Raw genomic sequence first — 5,648 nt, forward strand, 5'->3', positions numbered from 1 at the left:
AATATTTTCATGGTTCGGTGTTCCCTCGGACTCCGCTTTGCAGCGCTTGTCTCTCAGGCACTTATCCAATATAGCTACTGTCTCTAGCTTTGTCAACTCTTTTTTTCTAATTTTTGCAGATTTTTTTTCATCTCTCTGAAACTCGCCACAGTGCTAGGTTGTAGGCAACAATAGTGTATGCCAGTTGCTGACTAAGGGAGGGTAGAGCGTGAATTTTCAGTCTGTGATTAGTTTATTGCATCAGTTTTGGGGTGACCGTGGTTGCTTAATTGCCCAACCATATGACATTGAGAAGGGAGCGGGTACTAAAAACCCCCATACATTTTTAAGGGCTTTGGGACCTGAGCCTTGGTCAGTGGCTTATGTTGAACCATGCCGTCGTCCTACTGATGGACGCTACGGTGAAAACCCCAATCGCTTTCAACACTATTATCAGTATCAAGTTCTGATTAAGCCCTCGCCAGATAATATTCAAGAAATTTACCTTGATTCTTTGTCTGCTCTGGGGATTCGTCCCGAAGACCACGATATTCGATTTGTGGAAGATAACTGGGAAGATGCGACGGTGGGTGCTTGGGGAACTGGTTGGGAAGTTTGGTTAGATGGGATGGAAATTACTCAATTTACCTATTTCCAACAGTGTGGGGGAATTGATTGTCGTCCCGTATCGATTGAAATCACCTATGGGTTAGAGCGGTTGGTGATGTACCTCCAGCAAGTGGAAGCCATTACTAAGATTGCTTGGACTGACAACATCACTTATGGTGATGTTTTCCTACAAAGTGAGATTGAGCAGTGTACTTATAACTTTGAAGGGTCTAATCCTGAGTTGCTGTTAACACTGTTTAATTTATATGAGCAGGAGGCTGGGCAATTAACTGAGCGTGGTTTGGTGGTACCCAGCCTAGATTATGTTATGAAGTGTTCACATACCTTTAACTTACTGGATGCTAGAGGCGTAATTTCGGTGACGGAGAGAACTCGTTACATTGGCAGGATTCGTCATTTGGCTCGGAAGGTGGCTCATCTATATGTTGAGCAACGGGAAAAGTTGGGTTTTCCTTTACTCAAGGGGATAAAGGTTTGTAGCTCTTGAATGTAAAACAATAACAGGACTGAGGCACAGGTAAACTGAGAAGAAATCACAGATTGCACTGACTAATGAGAGTTAGAGTGGACACTCAACCTGAAAAAGTGAGGTTTTTTTGCCTCAGTCCTAACTAAGAGGGCAAATCAGCCAGTTTGGGAGCCTAAAGAGTTATTATGTTTGCTTTACTTTTGACGAGTGACTTATGATTCCGACGAGTGGTGTGGTTATCTGTCTTGGTTTTATTTTAGGGTTGTTGTTTACCTCGGTACCTTGGGGTGGGTTTTGGGTTTTAGGTTTAGGGATGGTAGCAGCGGTTCTGTTGAGAAAACGCAGATTAGGGAAAGCTACAAAATACCCAACTGATGGCAATACAACTCAGGGATTAAGAAATATCTGGTTTAATATTCCTCATTCTAGAATATGGTTAGTTGCCGGTTTAGTGGGGTTATTAGCAACTGTATATTTTCAATGGCGATCGCCCCAACCCGGAGCGCAAGATATTAGTACATTGTTGGTATCGGAAAATAATGGTAATCAGCAACAACTGGTGATGGTTCGTGGTCAAGTGATAAGTAACCCCCGTTTAACTCGCAACCAACGAGGACAATTTTTATTAGCAGCTACTCAGGTTGATCAAGTTAAGAATGAAGCTGGCCCGCTAGATGCGGCTAAAGGTGTGACGGGAAAATTATATGTAACAGTCCCCTTGCTCCAGGCTACTGGGTTATATCCCGGTCAACAAATTGCTGTGACGGGAGTTTTATACCAGCCAAGAACAGCATACAACCCTGGTGGTTTCGATTTTCAGAAGTTTCTCAATTACCAAGGAATATTTGCGGGTTTGAGTGGAAGACAGATTACTTTCCTGGATGAGTATAATCAACGTCCGTGGGGATGGTGGCAAGTTCGGCAGCGAATTGTGCGATCGCACACTCAAAGCCTGGGTGTTCCACATGGTCCATTGGTAAGTGCAATGGTGTTAGGTAGCAAAGCAGTTGATTTACCCCACGATATCCGTGATTTGTTTATCAAAGCTGGATTGGCTCATACTTTAGCAGCTTCAGGATTTCACGTTTCTTTGGTGTTAGGTTTGGTAATGCAGTTGACAAGCCGTGCAGCTGCGAGAACGCGGTTTACTTTTGGCTGTTTAGCCTTAATTATTTTCCTGAGTTTAACAGGGTTCCAACCTTCAGTACTCAGGGCGGTAATTATGGGTTTTGCGGCTTTAGTGGGTTTACTATTACAAAGAAAAGTTAAAAAATTTGGCTCTCTGTTATTAGCAGCCACTTTATTATTGTTAATTAATCCCCTATGGATTTGGGATTTAGGCTTTCAATTGAGTTTTTTAGCCACACTAGGGTTAGTGGTCACAGTTCCCCCATTGGTAAAACGCTTAGATTGGTTACCACCGGTCATCACTTCCTTGATTGCCGTTCCCCTGGCTGCGACAATTTGGACTTTACCAGTGCAACTTTTTGTATTTGGGGTGATGCCTGCTTACGGTGTAATACTAAATATGATTAGCACACCTTTGATTGCAACCATTAGTATAGGTGGGATTATTAGCGCCATAGCAGCATTACTCTGGCCTACAGGTGGCAGCACCTTAGCAGGACTATTATATTACCCTACTGACTGGTTATTTAAATTAGTACAATTATTTAGAAGCTTTCCCGGTAATTCTCTGAATTTGGGTAGTATATCTACGTGGCAATTGCTAGCAATATATGCACTGGTGATTTTGGTTTGGCTAGTACCTTGGTGGCAAAAACGCTGGTTATTGGCCAGTTTCATGGCCATCGGTTTGGTACTCATCCCCTTTTGGCATTCTGCCAATACATTATTTAGGGTCACAGTCCTAGCAGCAGGTAAACAACCAGTTGTAGTCATTCAGGATCGGGGAAAGGTGACACTAATTAATAGTGGAAAGCAGGGGACTGGACGCTTCACAATTTTACCATTTTTACAACAGCAGGGCATTAATCACATAGATTCGGCGATCGCCTTTGGCACTGAGCGCAGCGGAATACGCAGTAATTTAAAATACCAGGAAACTAGCGCTTGGTTGGAAATACTACAAGCTATAAGAATAAATAACTTTTATGAATATTCAGCCAACCTCACAGACAACATTGCTAATCAGGCAATTCAACAGCAAGTGCAAAAGCAACAAGGAATACACCAACCTTTAGCACCTGGTCAAATAGTCAATACTGGTTCAGTAACTGCTCAGTTAATTAATGACCAGTTACCTGTCTTACAACTGCAAATTCAAGGACAGAATTGGCTATTGGTGGGGGATGTCAAGGCTCAGGAGGTAGAACAGCTAGTCAAAGCAGGTAGCCTAGTGCGTCCACAAGTACTGTGGTGTAGACCTGAGTCCTTGTCAGATTTAGTACAAATGCTCCAACCACAGGTGGCCATAGCCTCTTATACTAATTTAGACTCAAAAACCTTATCTAATCTGAGTCAAAACCAGACACAGCTATTTTCTACTAGAGATGACGGCGCTATCCAATGGACACCCAATAATCAATTTGAGGCCTTTATTCAACAAACTGAAAGTAAATCTACCTTTTTTTGATCAAATTCCTCAATTGGTAAATCTAGGTATAGAAACGTTCCCAGGAACGTTTCTACAGCAGTTTCACGGAAAAACACCCCAGCGCAGCCAACCTAAACACACTAAAGCTCTAAACGTTAACTGGACGCCTATCTACTGATGGTTGGTAATGAGTACTCCCATCAACTTCTACTTTTAGAGAAACCTGCTGACCTGTAATCAACCTAGCTCCACGATTGCGGGTAATATAGTTCCATACCCACTGAATGGTTACTACCAACTTATTATCAAACTCAATTAAAAAGTAGATGTGAATCAATAGCCAAAACAGCCATGCAAAGAAACCTTTTAACTTGATGAAACCCAAATCCACCACAGCGGAGTTTTGCCCAATCATTGCCAAGCTACCGTGGTCGGTGTAATTGAAGGATGGTAAGGTGTGACCTTGCAGCCGTTTTTGAATCAGTGACGCGACATATTCTCCTTCCTGTTTAGCAACAGGTGCAACCCCTGGTAAGGGTTTGCCATTTTGATGGGAGAAATGAGCCAAATCACCAACTACAAAAATATTATCATACCCCTTAATACTCAAGTCAGATTCTACAATCACACGCCCGGCGCGATCGCACTGCGCACCTGTGCGTTCAGCTAAGACTTTTCCCATGGGTGAAGCTTTGACACCTGCAGCCCACAAAATAGTTTTAGACGGGATTTGTCTGACCTCCTCACCTTGTTTGAGGGTAACAACATCATTTTCAATCTTGGTTACTAAGGCTTTGGTCTCCACAACCACACCCAACTCCTTGAGAGATGCTGCTGCAGCTTCGGATAAATCTGGCGCAAAAGGTGGAAGGATGCGATCCATTCCTTCTAACAGTAAAATTTGCGTTTCTGAAGTGTCAATATTGCGGAAATCTTCTTTGAGGGTTTGGTACGCCAGTTCCGCGATCGCCCCTGCCAATTCTACACCAGTCGGGCCACCACCCACAATCACAAAGGTCAGTAGAGCTAGGCGTTTTTCTGGGTCTGTTTCTTGTTCTGCGGCTTCAAATGCCGAAAATATGCGCCGACGCATTTCTATAGCATCTTCTACGGTTTTCAAACCTGGGGCGAATTTTTCCCATTCATCCTGACCAAAATAGGAATGCTTCGCACCTGTAGCCACAATTAACGTATCATAGGGTACTCTTTTTTCCCCTATAATTACTTCCTGTGCCTCTGGATTAATATCATCTACTTCCCCCAGCAACACCTGAGTATTTTTGCTCTTACTCAGCACCAAGCGTAATGGCGAGGAAATATCAGCAGGTGATAGGGTACCCGTAGCAACTTGATATAACAGCGGCTGAAATAGGTGAAAATTACGTTTATCGATCAGGGTAACATTTACCTTCGCCTTAGCAAGTGCCTTGGCCGCATACAGTCCACCAAAGCCTCCACCAACAATCACCACTTGATGTGGTGGGGTATTCTCAAGTGAATTTACCATAAATAATATTTCCTTCCGTTACGGTATTGTAACTATTCTTAACAAATTTGTATTAAAATTATCATATTTTTTCTGCTGGTTTTGAACATCTAAAAAAATAATTTAAGTAATCTCAGTTACTAAAAATCTGCTTTGCTGTAACTGATGACAATGCTTAATGTTTTAAAGCAGATGCAAAAACCCATTATATTTTGGGATGTGGATTTAGAGGACTGGCGAGGTAAGTCAGCGGGAGAAATGATGAATATATTTGAAAAAAGCTTTCACAATGGGAGCATCATACTTTTACATGACTCCGATGGTGTCGCGAAAGGGGGAGTATATGCTAGTCGCCATAATACTGTAGAAGTAGTGGAAAGAATTTTGGTTCTTCAGTACCTAATATGCTAAATTGTTTTGATAAAATCCGAAAAGGCTTACCGTATAAGGGAAATAATGTTGGTTATTGAAGAAAATGCCTGAATATTCCTTCTTAATCTCTGTTCCCTGTTCCCTGTTCCCTGTTC

General features: G+C 42.4%; 4 protein-coding genes. 3 read left to right on the plus strand and 1 reads right to left on the minus strand.

What is annotated here, in order from left to right; all coding sequences use genetic code 11:
* Positions 1 to 208 precede the first annotated feature (208 nt).
* Together glyQ and NWP22_RS00255 are read left to right on the plus strand one after the other, a co-directional pair.
* Positions 209 to 1,096 carry a glycine--tRNA ligase subunit alpha gene (glyQ, locus tag NWP22_RS00250; protein WP_271730894.1) on the plus strand — a complete coding sequence of 296 codons (888 nt, stop codon included), beginning with the start codon at positions 209 to 211 and terminating at the stop codon, positions 1,094 to 1,096.
* 196 nt (positions 1,097 to 1,292) lie between these two features.
* Positions 1,293 to 3,674 carry a ComEC/Rec2 family competence protein gene (locus tag NWP22_RS00255; protein ID WP_271730895.1) on the plus strand — a complete coding sequence of 794 codons (2,382 nt, stop codon included), beginning with the start codon at positions 1,293 to 1,295 and terminating at the stop codon, positions 3,672 to 3,674.
* Positions 3,675 to 3,783: 109 nt separating this feature from the next.
* Here the strand turns inward: NWP22_RS00255 and NWP22_RS00260 are convergent, their stop codons facing one another.
* On the minus strand, positions 3,784 to 5,142 hold the full coding sequence (locus NWP22_RS00260) for an NAD(P)/FAD-dependent oxidoreductase (RefSeq protein WP_280801382.1): 1,359 nt from the start codon (positions 5,140 to 5,142) through the stop codon (positions 3,784 to 3,786).
* Between the two features lie 171 nt (positions 5,143 to 5,313).
* Between NWP22_RS00260 and NWP22_RS00265 the strand changes: the two genes are divergently transcribed.
* A complete protein-coding gene (locus tag NWP22_RS00265) occupies positions 5,314 to 5,532 on the plus strand; it encodes a polysaccharide deacetylase family protein (RefSeq protein ID WP_271730898.1) in 219 nt (72 codons plus the stop codon).
* Positions 5,533 to 5,648 lie beyond the last annotated feature (116 nt).

Source organism: Anabaenopsis tanganyikae CS-531, from assembly GCF_029891675.1.
GTDB lineage: Bacteria > Cyanobacteriota > Cyanobacteriia > Cyanobacteriales > Nostocaceae > Anabaenopsis > Anabaenopsis arnoldii.

Excerpts from the sequence above, each read along its gene's own strand:
- NWP22_RS00255 (WP_271730895.1), top strand. The coding sequence starts at position 1,293 with ATGATTCCGACGAGTGGTGTGGTTATCTGTCTTGGTTTTATTTTAGGG.
- NWP22_RS00260 (WP_280801382.1), bottom strand. The coding sequence starts at position 5,142 with ATGGTAAATTCACTTGAGAATACCCCACCACATCAAGTGGTGATTGTT.
- NWP22_RS00265 (WP_271730898.1), top strand. The coding sequence starts at position 5,314 with ATGCAAAAACCCATTATATTTTGGGATGTGGATTTAGAGGACTGGCGA.